18 protein-coding genes and 1 tRNA gene are annotated in these 13,736 nt (G+C 69.9%); 10 read left to right on the plus strand and 9 right to left on the minus strand.

From position 1 onward, the window contains the following. Positions 1-45: 45 nt before the first annotated feature. Complete coding sequence (locus ACTFTM_RS07045) at positions 46-1,167, minus strand: DUF1996 domain-containing protein (RefSeq protein ID WP_449565034.1); 1,122 nt, start codon at positions 1,165-1,167, stop codon at positions 46-48. A gap of 223 nt (positions 1,168-1,390) precedes the next feature. Between ACTFTM_RS07045 and ACTFTM_RS07050 the strand changes: the two genes are divergently transcribed. Beyond that, positions 1,391-1,687: a DUF6582 domain-containing protein gene (locus ACTFTM_RS07050; RefSeq protein ID WP_435204561.1), complete on the plus strand. Its 297-nt coding sequence runs from the start codon at positions 1,391-1,393 to the stop codon at positions 1,685-1,687. Positions 1,688-1,754: 67 nt separating this feature from the next. Continuing rightward, positions 1,755-1,830 (plus strand) — tRNA-Lys (locus ACTFTM_RS07055). An 87-nt stretch (positions 1,831-1,917) separates the two neighbouring features. Here the strand turns inward: ACTFTM_RS07055 and ACTFTM_RS07060 are convergent. The 4 genes from ACTFTM_RS07060 to ACTFTM_RS07075 all read right to left on the minus strand — a co-directional run bounded on the left by ACTFTM_RS07060 (position 1,918) and on the right by ACTFTM_RS07075 (position 4,485). Further along, the gene (locus ACTFTM_RS07060; RefSeq protein ID WP_449565035.1) at positions 1,918-2,853 is read right to left on the minus strand and encodes a GlxA family transcriptional regulator; all 936 of its coding nucleotides are present in this window, start codon (positions 2,851-2,853) and stop codon (positions 1,918-1,920) included. Positions 2,854-2,869: 16 nt separating this feature from the next. Further along, positions 2,870-3,304: a DUF6010 family protein gene (locus ACTFTM_RS07065; RefSeq protein WP_449565036.1), complete on the minus strand. Its 435-nt coding sequence runs from the start codon at positions 3,302-3,304 to the stop codon at positions 2,870-2,872. Between the two features lie 150 nt (positions 3,305-3,454). After that, complete coding sequence (locus tag ACTFTM_RS07070; protein WP_449565037.1) at positions 3,455-3,763, minus strand: AzlD domain-containing protein; 309 nt, start codon at positions 3,761-3,763, stop codon at positions 3,455-3,457. Further along, positions 3,760-4,485 (minus strand): AzlC family ABC transporter permease, encoded by a 726-nt coding sequence (locus ACTFTM_RS07075; protein ID WP_449565038.1) that lies wholly within the window; start codon positions 4,483-4,485, stop codon positions 3,760-3,762. Before ACTFTM_RS07075 ends, ACTFTM_RS07070 begins: the two co-directional genes overlap by 4 nt. 51 nt (positions 4,486-4,536) lie before the next feature. Here ACTFTM_RS07075 and ACTFTM_RS07080 point away from each other — a divergent pair, with 51 nt between their 5' ends. The 4 genes from ACTFTM_RS07080 (at position 4,537) to ACTFTM_RS07095 (ending at position 6,702) form a co-directional block, all read left to right on the plus strand. Next, the gene (locus ACTFTM_RS07080) at positions 4,537-5,145 is read left to right on the plus strand and encodes a CGNR zinc finger domain-containing protein (protein WP_449565039.1); all 609 of its coding nucleotides are present in this window, start codon (positions 4,537-4,539) and stop codon (positions 5,143-5,145) included. 126 nt (positions 5,146-5,271) lie between these two features. Then, the gene (locus ACTFTM_RS07085; RefSeq protein WP_449565040.1) at positions 5,272-5,622 is read left to right on the plus strand and encodes a nuclear transport factor 2 family protein; all 351 of its coding nucleotides are present in this window, start codon (positions 5,272-5,274) and stop codon (positions 5,620-5,622) included. A gap of 22 nt (positions 5,623-5,644) precedes the next feature. Continuing rightward, entirely contained in the window at positions 5,645-6,214 is a 570-nt protein-coding gene (locus tag ACTFTM_RS07090; RefSeq protein WP_449565041.1) for a kinase, read from the plus strand. Between the two features lie 101 nt (positions 6,215-6,315). Continuing rightward, positions 6,316-6,702, plus strand: coding sequence for a hypothetical protein (locus tag ACTFTM_RS07095; protein ID WP_449565042.1), 387 nt, complete (start codon positions 6,316-6,318; stop codon positions 6,700-6,702). 56 nt (positions 6,703-6,758) lie between these two features. Here ACTFTM_RS07095 and ACTFTM_RS07100 read toward each other — a convergent pair whose 3' ends face one another. After that, positions 6,759-7,208 carry a hypothetical protein gene (locus tag ACTFTM_RS07100; RefSeq protein ID WP_449565043.1) on the minus strand — a complete coding sequence of 150 codons (450 nt, stop codon included), beginning with the start codon at positions 7,206-7,208 and terminating at the stop codon, positions 6,759-6,761. A gap of 124 nt (positions 7,209-7,332) precedes the next feature. On the opposite strand from ACTFTM_RS07100, the gene ACTFTM_RS07105 reads away from it, so the two are divergent. Together ACTFTM_RS07105 and ACTFTM_RS07110 are read left to right on the plus strand one after the other, a co-directional pair. Next, the gene (locus tag ACTFTM_RS07105) at positions 7,333-8,529 is read left to right on the plus strand and encodes an FUSC family protein (protein WP_449565044.1); all 1,197 of its coding nucleotides are present in this window, start codon (positions 7,333-7,335) and stop codon (positions 8,527-8,529) included. A gap of 62 nt (positions 8,530-8,591) precedes the next feature. Further along, a complete protein-coding gene (locus ACTFTM_RS07110) occupies positions 8,592-10,439 on the plus strand; it encodes a glycoside hydrolase family 15 protein (RefSeq protein WP_449565045.1) in 1,848 nt (615 codons plus the stop codon). 10 nt (positions 10,440-10,449) lie between these two features. Here the strand turns inward: ACTFTM_RS07110 and ACTFTM_RS07115 are convergent, their stop codons facing one another. Further along, positions 10,450-11,265, minus strand: a complete 816-nt coding sequence (locus tag ACTFTM_RS07115; RefSeq protein ID WP_449566561.1) for a DUF72 domain-containing protein — start codon at positions 11,263-11,265, stop codon at positions 10,450-10,452. A gap of 133 nt (positions 11,266-11,398) precedes the next feature. On the opposite strand from ACTFTM_RS07115, the gene ACTFTM_RS07120 reads away from it, so the two are divergent. Both ACTFTM_RS07120 and ACTFTM_RS07125 read left to right on the plus strand, forming a co-directional pair. Beyond that, positions 11,399-12,151, plus strand: a complete 753-nt coding sequence (locus ACTFTM_RS07120; protein WP_449565046.1) for a Clp protease N-terminal domain-containing protein — start codon at positions 11,399-11,401, stop codon at positions 12,149-12,151. 147 nt (positions 12,152-12,298) lie between these two features. Next, positions 12,299-12,814 carry a hypothetical protein gene (locus ACTFTM_RS07125; RefSeq protein ID WP_449565047.1) on the plus strand — a complete coding sequence of 172 codons (516 nt, stop codon included), beginning with the start codon at positions 12,299-12,301 and terminating at the stop codon, positions 12,812-12,814. Positions 12,815-12,823: 9 nt separating this feature from the next. Here the strand turns inward: ACTFTM_RS07125 and ACTFTM_RS07130 are convergent, their stop codons facing one another. Continuing rightward, the gene (locus ACTFTM_RS07130) at positions 12,824-13,342 is read right to left on the minus strand and encodes a hypothetical protein (RefSeq protein ID WP_393134411.1); all 519 of its coding nucleotides are present in this window, start codon (positions 13,340-13,342) and stop codon (positions 12,824-12,826) included. Between the two features lie 137 nt (positions 13,343-13,479). Next, complete coding sequence (locus tag ACTFTM_RS07135) at positions 13,480-13,665, minus strand: DNA repair protein (protein WP_449565048.1); 186 nt, start codon at positions 13,663-13,665, stop codon at positions 13,480-13,482. Positions 13,666-13,736: the final 71 nt, after the last annotated feature.

Consider the following 13,736-nt stretch of genomic DNA (forward strand, 5'->3'; position numbering starts at 1 on the left):
ACCACCGGTAACCCGGGGCCAGGCCGACACCGGCCTGGCCCCGGGTTACTTCTGGTAGCCGTAGTTGTCGCAGGTCCTGCGTCCCAGGACGCAGTTCTTGGTGCGCTTGTTCATCGTGTTGACGTCCCACATCACGAACGCGTCGCCGTGCATCGACGAGGCGCTCTTGCCCGCCTTGTCGGAGGAGAGGTAGTAGCCCGCCGGGGTGCCCCTGGCCGGGTACTGGATGTCGAACGTGATCGCCGGGATCCGAACCGGGTGGCCGGGCGGGCAGGTGTTGCCGCTGCCGTACGCCACATGGTCCTTGTGGTTGGGGCTGTCCAGGTGCTTGCCGTCCCAGCAGTCCGGGAACTGGAGCATGAAGTGCAGCGTGGCCGTCCCGCCGCAGATCGGCCAGTTGCCGTTGGTGCTGCGGGCGACGCCGTCGAGGTCGCCGGGGCCGTAGAAGGCGCAGTAGAACTGGCCGGATGTGCCGCGCGGTGTCGGCTTCTTCTTCGTGGCGTCCCCGGAGATCATGCGCAGGCCGTTGGGCATGGGCATCTGGCCGGTCGAGTTCTTCGCGAGCGAACGGTAGTAGACCCGGAAGCCGGTGGTCTCGACCGGCTTACCGGTCGCGTTGTCGTAGAGCGTGGGCACCCAGTACGCCGAGTGGTCCTGGATCGGCTTGCAGGACGTGGCCGTGAACTTCGTCAGGTCTGCGGCGACGGTGTTCGCGTCGACGGCCTTGTTGCCGACGAAGGAGTGCATGTGTGAGGCGCCCGGGAGGCCGGGGGCGACGATCGGGTCGTCCGGCAGTCGGTGGCTGTACTGGCAGTCCGCCCGGAACTCCGGAAGGTCGCCGACACCGGCCGGGACGGGGTCGATCTTCAGCGCCCGGTACGCGTCGGCCTGCGCCTTCCACGCCGCACGGTCGATCGGAACCCAGCCGGTCACGGGGGTCTTCGCTGCGGCAGCGGTCGACGGCGTCGCGCCGGTCGACGGCGTCGCGGAGACCGACGGAGTCGCGGAGGCCGACACCGCAGCTCCGGGCGACTCCACCTGCCCACCCGACGGCGACGGATAGTCGAGGGCGTTGGCCGCGTTCGACGGCTGGGGCTGCGCTGCGCCGTTGCCCAGGTACACGGCCCCGGCCGCGACGACGAGCACGACGGCCGCGCCCGCAGCCACGCTCAGTTTCCTGTGGGTGGCCCACCCTGGAGGGCGATGACGTGACGGCGGTGGGCCTTCGTACGACACGGGTCACTCCAACGAGCAGACGACAGGCTGACCCGAACGTTCACGGGCCGCCGTATGGTAGGCATTCGCCGCGCATGCCGGACAGGGTCTTTAAACACTCTTAATCAAGCCGGTCCGGCCGTACGTCTGGACGAAAAATGGGTAATGGTGGGCGATGAAGTCGACCTGGAAGCCCCACGAGAAGCACGGCGGCCTGACCGACAAGGACAAGCGCGAGCTGCCGGAGACCGTCTTCGCGTTCCCCGGCAAGCGCAAGGAGCCGATGACCGACGCGGGCCACGTCCGCAACGCCATCGCCCGCTTCGACCAGGTGCAGGGCGTCACCGACGCCGACCGCGACCTGGCCTTCCAGAACATCCTCGCCGCCGCGAAGCACTACGGCGTCGAGGTCGCCGAGACGAACTGGAAGCAACTCGGCAAGCTGCCGCACACCCCGAACCCTGCCCACTGAGCGCGGCCCGGGGACGGGTTCCGAGGTGGGTTCGCGGGCGTGTTAGCGTGCTCGTCGTTGTCAGCGAGCGCCGCTAGCTCAACTGGCAGAGCAGCGGACTCTTAATCCGCGGGTTCGGGGTTCGAGTCCCTGGCGGCGCACCAACGATCAAGGCCCTGACCTGGCACTAACCGCCGGGTCGGGGTCCTTTCGTCAGCGCGGGCCGCTGACCATCGTGCCGGGCGTAGCGGTCACCGGAAGCTCCGCCGATACGCCTGCGGGCTGGTGCCGGTGATCCGCTTGAAGCAGTCCCGGAAGGCGGTGGTGGAGCCGAAACCTACCTGGGTAGCCACCCGCTCGATGGGATGGACAGTGGTTTCCAGGAGATGCTGAGCCTGGTGGACGCGGACCCGGTGCAGCCACCGCAGCGGGCTGGTGCCGGTCTGGTCGCGGAAGTGCCGGTTCAGGGTCCGGGTACTCAAGCCGGCGTGGCGGGCGATGTCGGCGAGGGTCAGCTCACGCCGGGCGTTGTCGCGCATCCAGGTCAGCAGCGGCTCCAGGGTCGCCCCGTCGGCGGCGGGTGGTTCGTGCGTGATGAACTGGGCCTGTCCGCCCGCGCGTTCCAGCGGCATGACAGACAACCTCGCCGTGGCGGCCGCGACAGCGGCGCCGTGGTCGCGGCGGACCAGGTGTAGGCACAGGTCGAGCCCGGCGGCGGCGCCGGCGGAGGTCAGAAACTGGCCGTTGTCCACGTAGAGCACGTTGGGGTCGACCTGGATCCGTGGATGCTCGGCGGCGAGCCGGTCGGTGGCGAGCCAGTGCGTGGTCGCACGCTGCCCGTCGAGCAGGTCGGTGGCGGCGAGGGTGAACGCGCCACCGCAGATCGAGGCGATCCGGGCACCGTTCGCGGCGGCGGTCCGCAGCGAATCGAGGACCACTGCGGGCGTCGCGGCGGCGGGGTCGGACACGCCCGGCACGACGACTGTGTCGGCGTCGACGAGGACGTCCAGGCCCCACGGCACCGCCATGCGGAACGCGCCCGCGGTTACCGTCGGTGTGGCGGCGCAGACGAGGACGCGGTAGCCGGCGTGGCCGTCGGGCAGGCGGGTGCGCTGGAAGATCTCCATCGGGGTGGCCAGATCGAACGGGACGACACTGTCGAGGGCGAGCACGGCCACTGTGTGCATGGCGGAATTCAACCAGTCAGGACTGTGCGGTCACCGGCGGCGGCGCATCGGTCGCCCGTCGCGTGACCCGGTCGTACACGTCTCTGACCGACAGGCCGCCGGCGAAGCACCAGAGCGCGATGACCGGATCGCAGAGCGCGCAGCCGAAGGACGAGTCATGCAGTGCGGGGATGATCGGGGTGCCGCGTCGGTGGTGCAGCACGTCCCACACCGTGTGCAGGAGCCATCCGACGCCGATGAAGGTGTACGAGGTGAGCCCGGCGTAGCCCACCACCAGCAGCAGCGCGCAGAAGAGCAACTCCCACAGTCCGAACCCGCCACCGCTGATGTAGGCAGCCCCGGCGCCGGTGACGACGAGCGCGTTCAGGCGTCGCCGATGCGGCTCCGGAACGAGGGAATTGAGCCCGACGTAGACCAGCCCGATCACCGCCGGTATGACATAGCGAAGCATGGTCCGCCCCGTTTCCGTTCCAGTTGAAGCGTGTCGGGAGGGAGCCTAGGAAAGCTCGCAGTCGGGGACGAGAGGCGAAAATGCCATGGTCCGCCGGATTCTCGCCACTGGCACAGCGAAGTGCGTCGCCCTGCCCGGTCGGCCGTGGCTTCAGGCCACGACGCGCAGCGCGGCGGTGCCGGCGACCGCCGCGACGATGCAGACGAGATGCGATCGGCCGGAGATGCGCAGCGCGACCGCCAGGCCGAGGCCCGGCAGCAGCGTCCAGTCGAAGGCCCGCCAGTACTGTCCGAGCAGGTCGGTCATGAGCAGGCCGGCCAGCAGGGCGGCGGGCAGGGCGTCGACGGCGGTCTGGACCGGGGCGGGGAAAGGGCGGTCTCCCAGTATCGCCGGCCCGACCGCCTTGAAGCTGATGTTGATCGCCGCCAGGGCGACGATCGCGACGATCATGGTGGTCATCCGACCTGCTCCGCTGCCGTGCTGCGGGGCGTGCCCGCTGCGGGTGACGTGGCGCTGCGTTGTCCGAAGACGGCGAGCAGCACGGCGGTGGCCGCCAGCAGCAGCGCCACGCCGACCGGCAGGAACCGGGCAGCGGTACCGGCGACGGCCGCGGCCGCCAGGGCGACCGGCGCCAGACGGGGTCGGCCGGTGAGCGAGTCGACCAGCAGGACGACGAAGAAGCCGGGAAACACGATGTCGATCCCCCAGGTGTGGATCAGCGAGGTGTCCGGAACGGCCAGGGCGCCGATGGCGGTGCCGCAGACCCAGGCCGGCCACTGCGCCAGGGTGGCGCCGATGAGTATCCGCCGGTCGAACCCGCCGTCGGGTCGCTGAGCGGCGGCCCAGGAGCCGTCGACGACGGCCTGCCCCTCGACGGCCCGCCGCCATCGGCCGCCGCGCAGGTGCCGCGCGGTCGCCGCCGCCATGGGTACGAATCGGAGGTTGATCAGTGCGGCCGAGGTCAACGCGGCGGGCAGCCCACCACCGGCGAGTGCCGTCACCAGGGCGAACTGTGCCGATCCCGAGAAGACCAGCAGCGACAGGGCGATCGTCAGGGCCGCCGGCCAGCCGTGTGTGACGGCGTACGCGCCGAAGCTCACGGCCAGCAGGAACGAACCGGCCGCCAGGCCGGCGCCGACTCGTAACCCGGTACGCCAGCCGCCCTTGATGGAAGGCGTCATGGTCGGACCATACATGCCCTAAAGCTATGTAGCTCATGTAGAGTCGTCGGCATGGCGGAAGCGGGGGCGTACGTGTGGAGCCGGATCGGCGGTCACCTTGCCCTGGACCTGTGCAACACGATGTCGTGGCGTCTCGACGCCGCCCGGAAAATCGACCGGCTCGCCGATCCGGCGGACCTGGTGAACTGGTTCGCCACCGTGATGGGCGAGGCCGATCGGGGCCGGCTGATGGATGACCTGGCCGACCGGCCCGCAGATGCCGTCCGGGCACTGGAGGCGGTCCGGCGATTGCGCGACACAGCGACCCGGGTGATGGACGCCCAGGTCGACGGCGGAATCGTCGACCCCGCCGACCTCGCCACGATCACGACCGGGTGGCGGCAAGCACTCGGCGTCGCGACATTTCCGGCCCGGCTGCCGTTGGCGCCGGTGGTCGACCCGACGTCCGTGCCGGCGCTCGTGCCCTACCTGGCGCTGTCGGTCGTCGACCTGGTGGGCCAGCCCGACCTGTCCAGATTGCGTCGGTGCGACGGCGAGGGCTGTGGCTGGCTGTTCCTGGACAGCACCCGCAACCGCAGCCGGCGCTGGTGCGATCCGCTGGACTGCGGCAACCGCGCCCGAGTGCGCAACTACGTGCAGCGCCATCGTCGTACCGACTGAGCCCTCGCGGTCGCCGCCGAGCCGGACCCGGTCGATGCCCGGACGACGGCCTACCGCTTCGCCAGGACGATCTGCTGACAGCGAAGAACATGTCGGGAAGTCGTGGCCACCGGCCATGCTGGCTCGATGGACTCGCCAGAACAGGCTTTGCTCGCCAACCTCTACGCGGCCTTCAACGAGCGCGACATCCCCACTCTGCTGGCCGTTATGACGCCGGCCGTCTCCTGGCCCAACGGTTGGGAAGGAGGCATGGTCCACGGCCGGGAGATGGTGAGTGCCTACTGGCGTCGACAGTGGGAGCAGATCGAACCCACCGTCACGCCGACCGCGTTCAGTACGGAGGCCGACGGCCGTATTGCCGTCACCGTTCATCAGGTGGTACACGACAAGACCGGAGCCACACTCGCCGACCACATCGTTACGCATGTGTACCGCTTCGACGGGGGTTTGGTGACCGAGATGGAGATCCGGGAGTGACGTAGGGAGCCGAGGAGGCATCGTGGTCGCTGAACCCATCGGCAGCCCGGACACGATCCTCGTCTGCATCCGGGGCAACTCCGGCTCCGGCAAGAGCAGCATCGGTCGTGAGCTACGACGCCGGCACGGCCGGGGCTGCGCCCTCGTCGAGCAGGACTACCTGCGCCGCATCCTGCTGCGCGAGCGGGACAAGCCCGGCGGGGCGGCGCCGGCGTTGATCGGGCAGACAGTTCGATTCGCGCTGGACCACGGATACCACGTGGTCATGGAAGGCATCATGCACACCAGTCGCTACCGAGGAATGCTGACCGCGCTCCGCGACGGCCACCGCGGTCAGTCACTGTTCTGCTACCTCGACGTGTCGCTGGCCGAGACCCTTCGTCGGCACCTCACCCGTCCCCAGGTCACTGAGTTCACGGCCGAGCACATGAGCGGTTGGTACGCCGCTCACGACGTCCTGGGCTGGCCTGACGAACTCGTCCTGCCCGAGACGACCGGACTGGACGAGGCCGTCGAGGCCATCGCCGCTGCCGCCGGGCTACCCCAGACCGGACGTGACGACGACCTGCTGCCTGATGTTCCGCCCGTCTAGAGCCGCCCAGCCGTCCACCGGTGTCGCCGTACGCCGCACCGCTGCCACTGTGGCAGCATCGACCGTGCTGAACGACGGTGGACCGCTTACAGGAGTAGCGGATGGCGCTGGGTCCCGTACTGGTGATTGGTCTTGATCCCGCGCGGATCCCGGGCTGGGATCCGGCGCCGGTGGTGGCGGCGATAGCACGCGGTCAGGCCCGTTTCGTCGAGCACGGCGTCGAAGCCGACCTGTGCCTGGTGGCACCCGACGACGACGCCGAGTCCGCTGTCGTCGAGGCGTTGAAGCGTAAGGACTACACCTGTGTGGTGGTCGGCGGTGGCCTCCGCAAGCACGAGCCGTTGCTCCTTCTCTTCGAGAAGGTGGTGAACCTCGTCCGGCAATGGGCGCCCGACGCGGCGATCGCTTTCAACGGCAGCCCGGTGGACACTGCCGACGCCGCGCTGCGCTGGCTACCCCGCGATGCGGGCGAAGGTCGTACCCCTTGACGTTTGGGGGCCGTCCCACCGGTGGCGGGGCCGGTCGGCGTTCCGGAGGCCGGCGGTCAGGCCTTGGCGAACCTCGTGGTGAGCCGCTCGGTCGCCGTGACCTCGTACTTCATGTGGTAGCCGGCGGCGATCACCATCGCCTCGGCGACCTTCGCGGCGTGCTCGTGGCCCTGCACGGCGGCGTTGGCGGCCAGGTCGACGGGCTGCCCGGTGGCGAGGCTGCCGGCCAGGGCGAGCAGCCGCCTGTCGTCGTCGGACAGGTGCTCGACCGCCGGTAGCGCGAGCAGCGCCGGCCAGTCCCGGATGACCGCCACCTGGATGTCGTGGCCGTCGTCGTACTCGGGGATCTGCACGACCTCGACCAGGTCCGCGAAGCCGGGCTGGTCCGGCAGCTTGGTGAAGGTCAACAGGTGTACGGCGGCCTTCCCGGTGTCGGGACGGCTGATCCAGGCGCCGGCGCGGATCAGCGTACGCAGGCTGTCGGGGCTGAACTCGGAGCTGGACATGGCACGGGGCCTCCTTCGCCGAGGGAATCCTCGCTGTCGAGTACAGCAGACGTCGACAACTGTTGATTCCGAGCAGGCGTGGCCTGGCCGGATAGGTTCCCGCTCGCCCGGGTATGCGGCGCGGATGTGTGCCCACCAGGAGTCGGAGGCCGCCGGCGAGTCGACGCACCGCCGAGAGTCCCGGGTCGACCGGCTACGGGCGCGGGCACACGAGGGGCTGCGCTCGCGCGCCTGGCGGCTGCGCCTGTTCGGTCTGCTCGCGGTGCAGGCCGGCATCGCCGCGGCGATCGCCTGGTTCGTGGCGTACCAATTCTTGGGCAACCCTTCTCCCGTCCTGGCGCCGACCACGGCGGTCGGCATCGTGGCCGCCTCGATGGGGTCACGCCTGCGGCGCACCATCGAGCTGCTGGCCGGGGTGACCCTGGGGCTCGCCGTCGGCGACACGCTGATGCCGTTCTTCGGCATCGGGTTTTGGCAGACCGGCGTGGTCGTCGTCCTGGCGATAACGGTCGCCATCCTGCTCAAGGGTGGTGGCTCGCTGCTCACCCAGGCCGGTGGCACCGCGGTGCTCATCGCCACGCTGGAGCCGCCGCTACGCGACCTGTCCATCCCGCGCTTCGTCGACGCGGCGATCGGTGGGCTCGTGGGTCTGGGGGTCGGTCTGCTCCTGGTGCCCATCAATCCGCAGCGGACGCTGCTGCGACTGGCCGAGCCCGTGGTCGGGCCGGCGGCCGATATCATGCACGACCTCGCGAATGCGCTGCGGACGCGCGATCTCGGGGACGCCGAGCGGAGCCTGCGCAGGTTGCGGGAACTCGATCCCCGCCTGGCCGCTCTCAACGACGGGCTCGGGGCCGCGCAGGAGGTGACGCGGCTGGCACCCCTGCGGTGGCGCGAGCGCGACTCCCTGAAATTCCACACCACGGCGATCCGCCACCTGGAACGGAGCCTGCACGGTTGCCGGTCACTGTGCCGGCGGCTGACGACAGCCCTGAAGGACGACGAGCCGATTCCCGAGGAGTTTCCGCAGGCCATCGACCTGCTGGCCGACGCGCTGCCAACGCTGCGCCGAGCCGTCCAGGTCGGTCGGGAGCCTCGGGAGGCCCGCGACCAGATCCTGGCGGGCGTCGAACTGGTCGGGCGTGCGCAGGGGTTCGTAGGGGACTCGACCCGTCCGCACATCCATCGTCTCGGCTATTCCGGGCTGGTCGCGGTGGGGGAGTACCGGGCGGCCGCCCACGACCTGCTCATCACCAGTGGGTTGGAGACCGAGAAGGCGGCGGCGCTGGTGCGGCAGGCGGTGGACCAGCAACGGAGCTGACGGCTCACGCGGCCGCGTTCGTGTAGCGCGCGGGTTCCCGGGTAGTCGTCGCCGTCAGCCTGATGAGGGGGTTCAGCGTGGGGACGACGTACCCGGGGGTGGAGGAGCACGGCCTGATCGGTGACCTGCAGACCGCCGCGCTGATCAGCAAGGACGGCACGATCGACTGGTTCTGTGCGCCGCGCTTCGACTCGCCGAGTGTCTTCGCCGCTCTGCTCGACCGCCACAAGGGTGGGCACTTCCAGCTCTCGCCCGACGGCATCGACTACACGACCAAACAGTTGTACCTACCCGGCACGCCGATTTTGATCACCCGCTTCCATGGCGCCGACGGGGTGGGAGAGTTGCTGGACTTCATGCCCGTCACGGGCGAGCAGGCCACGGACCGGCACCGGTTGGTCCGGCTGGTCCGGATGATCCGGGGAAGCATGCCCTTCCGTTTCGACTGCCGGCCCCGGTTCAACTACGGCCGGGATCCGTACGAGCTGGAGGTTCATCCGGAGGGCGACGTCTTTCGTAGCTCGACACTCTCGCTCACGCTGACCCCGTTCAAGGACTCGGAACGGCTCGTCGACAGGCGAACGATCCAGCGTGACGAGGAGGGCGTCAGCTTCCGCAACGTGCTGCACGCGGGAGACATCGGCGGGGTGGTCCTGGAGACGGCCCGCCCCGACGCTCCCCGGGCTCTCACCACCCAGGAGGCCTGTGACCTGCTCGCCGAGACCCGGGACTACTGGCGTCGGTGGGCCCTGCGCACCTCCTACACCGGCCGTTGGCGGGAGATGGTCGAGCGGTCGGCCATGACGCTCAAGCTCATGACGTACGCCCCGACGGGCGCCCTGGTCGCCGCGCCGACGATGGGGTTGCCGGAGCAGATCGGCGGGCCGCGGAACTGGGACTACCGCTACACCTGGATCCGCGACGCCTCGTTCTCGGTGCACGCGCTGCTCAGCGTCGGTTTCACCGAGGAGGCCCAGAATTACCTGTCCTGGCTCGAAGCACGCATCCAGGACGCCCACGACGGTGACGTGCCGCTGCAGATCATGTACCGCGTCGACGGCTCGCCGAACCTCCCCGAAGAGGTGTTGCCCCACCTGGAGGGGTATCGCGGGTCGGCGCCGGTGCGGATCGGCAACGGCGCCGCCGGCCAGGTGCAACTGGACATCTACGGCGAGGCGCTCAACTCGCTGCACCTCGCCGACCAGAGCGGACTGATGGCGTCGTACGAGGGGTGGCGCAAGGCGGCCGGCCTGATGAACTGGCTCTGCGACCACTGGGACCAGCCCGAGGACGGCATCTGGGAGACCCGGTCCGGCCGGCAGGACTTCACCTACGGGCGGATGATGTGCTGGGTGGCGTTCGACCGTGCCATCCGCATCGCCCACAACCGGGGGCGTCCCGCGAGCATCACCCGGTGGGCGGACGAACGCAACGCCGTCTACGAGCAGGTCATAGCTCGGGGATTCGATCCGGGACGGCAGGCCTTCGTGCAGCACTACCGCACCGACATCACCGACGCCTCGCTGCTCGCGATGCCGGGGGTGGGCTTCATCGCGCCGAACGATCCGATGTGGCTGTCGACGTTGCGGGCGATAGACAATGAGCTGGTCTCGGACAGCCTCGTCTACCGCTACGACCCGCAGGCCTCGCCGGACGGCCTCGCCGGCTCGGAGGGCACCTTCAGCATGTGCACCTTCTGGTACGTCCAGGCCCTCGCCCAGTCCGGACGGCTCGACGACGCCCAGTTGACGTTCGAGAAGATGCTGACGTACAGCACGCCGCTGGGGCTCTACTCGGAGGAGATCGCGCCCACCGGGCAGCAGATCGGCAACTTTCCGCAGGCGTTCAGTCACCTCTCCCTGATCAGCACGGCCCACCACCTGAACACGCTCCTCGACCGCGAGCCGTGACCGCCAGCGCTCAGAAGAGGGTCAGGGGTTCGACGGACACCGGCTCGGGCAGCGCGTCGAGGGCCGGCACGCGGGCGCGTACCTCGTCGTGGAAGCGGCGGGCGAGCCGCGGCGCGTCGGCGTTGTCCGGAGTGTGGACGAACATGGTGGGGGAGCGGCCCTCGCGCAGCCAGCCGGCGGTGACCTCGACCCAGCGCTGCCAGCCCTCGACGGTTCGGGCGTCGTCGTCGCGGCCCAGGTAGCGCACGATCGGGCGGTCGGTCAGCGCGACGGATCGCAGCGGCACCCGGGGCTTCTTCATCCAGGCGTCGCGCTCGGCGTCACTCGTCGGCGGGCGGCTGAAGAACGCGGTGGTGTCGAAGGGGATCCATTCGGCCGATGCCCTGGTGAGGGTCTCCTCGAGCAGTCGGGTCGCGCGGGCCTCGGTGAAGAACGCGGGATGGCGGACCTCCACGGCGTACCGGTGGGAACCCGGGAGCTGCGCGAGGAACCGGCTCAGCGTGGGTACGTCGTCCGGCGCGAACGACCCCGGCAGTTGGATCCAGAGGGCGTGGACGCGCGGGCCGAGGGGCTCGATCGCGTCCAGGAAGGCGCGCAGTGGCTCGCCGGTGTCGGTGAGTCGGCGTTCGTGCGTCACGACCTTGGGCAGCTTGAGGACGAACCGGAAGTCGGCCTCGGTCTGCGCCGCCCAGGACGCCACGGTGTCCCGGGTCGGGGTCGCGTAGAACGTGGTGTTGCCCTCCACGGCGTCGCACCAGCCCGCGTAGTGGCGCAGGCGCTCGCCGGACGGCAGCGAGTGGCCCGGCCACGACCGGTGACTCCACATCGCGCATCCCACGTGCAGACGCATGGCGGCCCTCCTCCGGTGTGCGGCCGCGCCCACCATATCCGGCACCTGCGCGACCGAAGCCGTCAACCACGGGTTGACGAAGTGGCCCCGTCAACCTATGGTTGACGGCATGACCGAGCCATTCCAGATGAGCAACTCCGTCAAGCTCGACGACCTGATCCAGGCCATCAAGAAGGCCCACACCGACGCGCTCGACCAGCTCACCGACGCGGTGATCGCCGCCGACCATCTCGGTGAGGTCGCCGACCACCTGATCGGTCACTTCGTCGACCAGGCCCGGCGCTCGGGCGCCTCCTGGACCGACATCGGCCGCAGCATGGGGGTCAGCAAGCAGGCCGCCCAGAAGCGCTTCGTGGCGAAGGGCTCCACCGATGCGGCGGCGCTCGACCCGAACGCAGGCTTCGGGAGGTTCACCCCGCGCGCCCGCAACGTGGTGATGGCCTCGCAGGAGGAGGCCCGCGCCGCCGGAAATCCCGAGATCGGTCCCGCGCACCTGGTGCTGGGCCTGCTCGCCGAGCCCGACGGGCTGGCCGCCCGGGTGCTGACCGGTCGGGGCGCCGCCCCGGCGGCGGTGCGCGAGGCCGTCGCCGCCGTCCTCCCGCCGAGGACCGACGACGTCCCCGACCTGATCCCCTACAACGCCGCCGGCAAGAAGGCGTTGGAGCTGACCTTCCGGGAGGCGCTGCGCCTCGGGCACAACTACATCGGCACCGAACACATCCTGCTCGCCCTGCTGGAGCAGGAGGACGGGGCCGGCGTGCTCACCGACCTCGGCCTGACCAAGGAATCCGTCGAAGGCGACCTGGCTGCCGCCCTCGCGGCCGTCGTCAAGGCGTCCGCGGCCGACGACGAGGCCCGGTAGCGGCAACAGGACCGGAGGGCGCGCGACGGTACGGAAAAGTCGCGCATGTCCTCGCCGGCCCGCACGTCGCCGACCCCTCGCCTAACCTCGGGTTGCCGGAGGGCGACATGCCGATGCATCGATGCCGGCGGAACGGGGGACGGCGCAATGCGACGTGCCGACGGACGGATGTCCCGCCGGGGCACTGGCAATCGGGGGGTGGTGGGCATCCTCGTGGTGGCCGCCGCCCTGGCCGGGATGTCGGCCTGTAGCCCGGCGGACAAGGAGGTGCTGGCGGTCCGGGCCGTCGACGGTCGGCCGGTGCTGCTGTTCGCCGAGTGCGCCGTGTTCGAGTTGGAGCGGATCAGCGTCTTCACCATCGATCCCACGCCGGCCGCTAGCTGGACCATCGACCGCATGGGCGACGCCGAGGTGACGAGTGTGACCGTCTTCGAGCTGCCACCGGGTTGGACGGTCGACGAGCAGACGCTGGTCGCCTTCGATCCCGCAGTCGAATATTCGGCCGCTGCCTACGGCACGCAGCGCAACGCCGTCCCCGTCCACTTCACGCTGGACGAGCTGACCGCGCTCGGGCCCGAAGACGTCCTGGTCGGGGAGGCGGCCGGCAGGCGGAAGGCGGTCACCGAGACCGCCTTCCGCAAGCGGGCGGAGAAGACCTGCTGACGTCCTCGCTCAGGAGACGTCGGGGAAGCCGTAGCGCAGGGCGTGCTCCGGATCGGCGGGGTCGATCTGGCGTACGCCCGCGTCGGCGAGTCGCTTGTTGACCTCGTCGAGCTGCTCGCGGACGAGCCGGGCCTCCTCCTCGGTGACGCGGCCCCGGTGCGGCTTGCCGGCGTGCTCCAGCGTGCCGTAGTCGATCTTCTCGGTGCTCTTGCGGGCCTTGGGCGGGCGAACCCGCTCGGCGGTCTTCAACAACTGCGCCATCGGGACGTCGGTGGCCATCGCGTCGAACTCGCTCGCGGTGAGGACGACCCGTCGGGGCTCGCCCCCGCCGTGCCGGTCGTGGATCTCGACCACCGCCACGTCCAGCGCGGCGTCGTCGATGTTCTCCACCTCGCCCGGGGTGGCGTCGAGCTGCACGGGCCCGGCGACCAGGTCCGGGTGCTCCAGGACGACGACACGAACCACCTCGTCGTCCTGCTGCAGAACGGTTCCGGTGAAGTCGGAGACGTGGATCGTCTTCTTGCCCATGCGGGGAGCTTCTCCTGTCGTAGGCCGGGGTGCCGGACCTGGAAGAAATTACCCGACAGGTGTGCGAATGCCGTCGCAGGTCCTCCCGCGGTGTGTCGTCCCCGACGCTGGTCCCGGCAGCTGCCGGCCCGGCGGGTTCAGTGCCGGTCGAGACCGTGCCGGCCGGAGCCGGCCGGCAGTTCGTTCAGCGTCGCCCAGGGCAGCCCGCCCGTCACCCGGATCACCCGGTACCGCGCCTGCGTCGGAACGTCCGTGGCGGCCTCGCCCGCTCGCCAGAGTCGCGCGGGGTGTTGGTGGAAGCGGTCGTTCGGCTGCATCGGCATGCCCATACCGTCGCAGAGAAAGGTGTCCAGGTATGGAAATACCTATGACGGTCGATGCCGCGAGCTGATTC

It is taken from the genome of Micromonospora sp. RB23 (genome assembly GCF_053585025.1).